Origin of the sequence: Paenibacillus cookii, from assembly GCF_018333375.1 — a bacterium.
Lineage (GTDB): Bacteria > Bacillota > Bacilli > Paenibacillales > Paenibacillaceae > Paenibacillus_AQ > Paenibacillus_AQ cookii.
The window spans coordinates 1-723 of the sequence record NZ_BORW01000097.1; the positions used below are offsets into that span (position 1 = coordinate 1).

A 723-nucleotide genomic window follows, 5' to 3' on the forward strand; every position below is an offset into this window, starting at 1 on the left:
AGCAAAAGAAACGTCGCCGAGAACTGGAACAACAGATTAGCCGTATCTTTGTGGACTCGCGTCGCCTGTACGGCAGCCCGAAGATCGCTCAAGTCTTGCGCCAGCAAGGTGTTCGGGTATCCGAAAAAACGGTCGCCCGCATCATGAAGGAACTGGGGCTTAAGTCGCGCACCGTCAAGAAATACAAGGCGACGACGAACTCGAACCACAATCTGCCAGTGCATGACAATGTGCTGAACCAGCAGTTCAGGGCACAAGCTCCCAATCAAGTCTGGATGGCGGACATCACTTACGTTCCGACAGACGAGGGATGGCTCTATGTCGCGAGCGTGATGGACTTGTACACGCGCAAAATCGTAGGCTGGCACGCCGATGAGCGAATGACCAAGGAATTGGTCCTGCAAGCTCTGGATCAGGCTTACAACCGTCAACGGCCGAAAGGCGAAGTCCTGCATCATTCCGATCGCGGCAGCCAATACGCATCTCATGAGTACCAAAAACGGCTCTTGAAATACGGGATGAAATGCAGCATGAGCCGCAAGGGCAACTGCTATGACAATGCCTGCATCGAATCGTTCCACAGCGTGCTCAAAAAGGAACTCGTCTATCTGGAGAAGTTCAGAACCCGCAAGGAAGCCCAAAGTCGGATTTTTGAATACATCGAGTTTTTCTACAACCGGAAACGCGTACATTCCGCTATCGGGTATCTTACACCTTTTCAAT

General features: G+C 51.9%; 1 protein-coding gene. It reads left to right on the forward strand.

Annotation, left to right across the window (positions count from 1 at the left end; all coding sequences use genetic code 11):
- Nucleotides 1–723: IS3 family transposase (locus KI367_RS26745; RefSeq protein WP_212953324.1), on the forward strand; the 723-nt coding region annotated here is incomplete at both ends.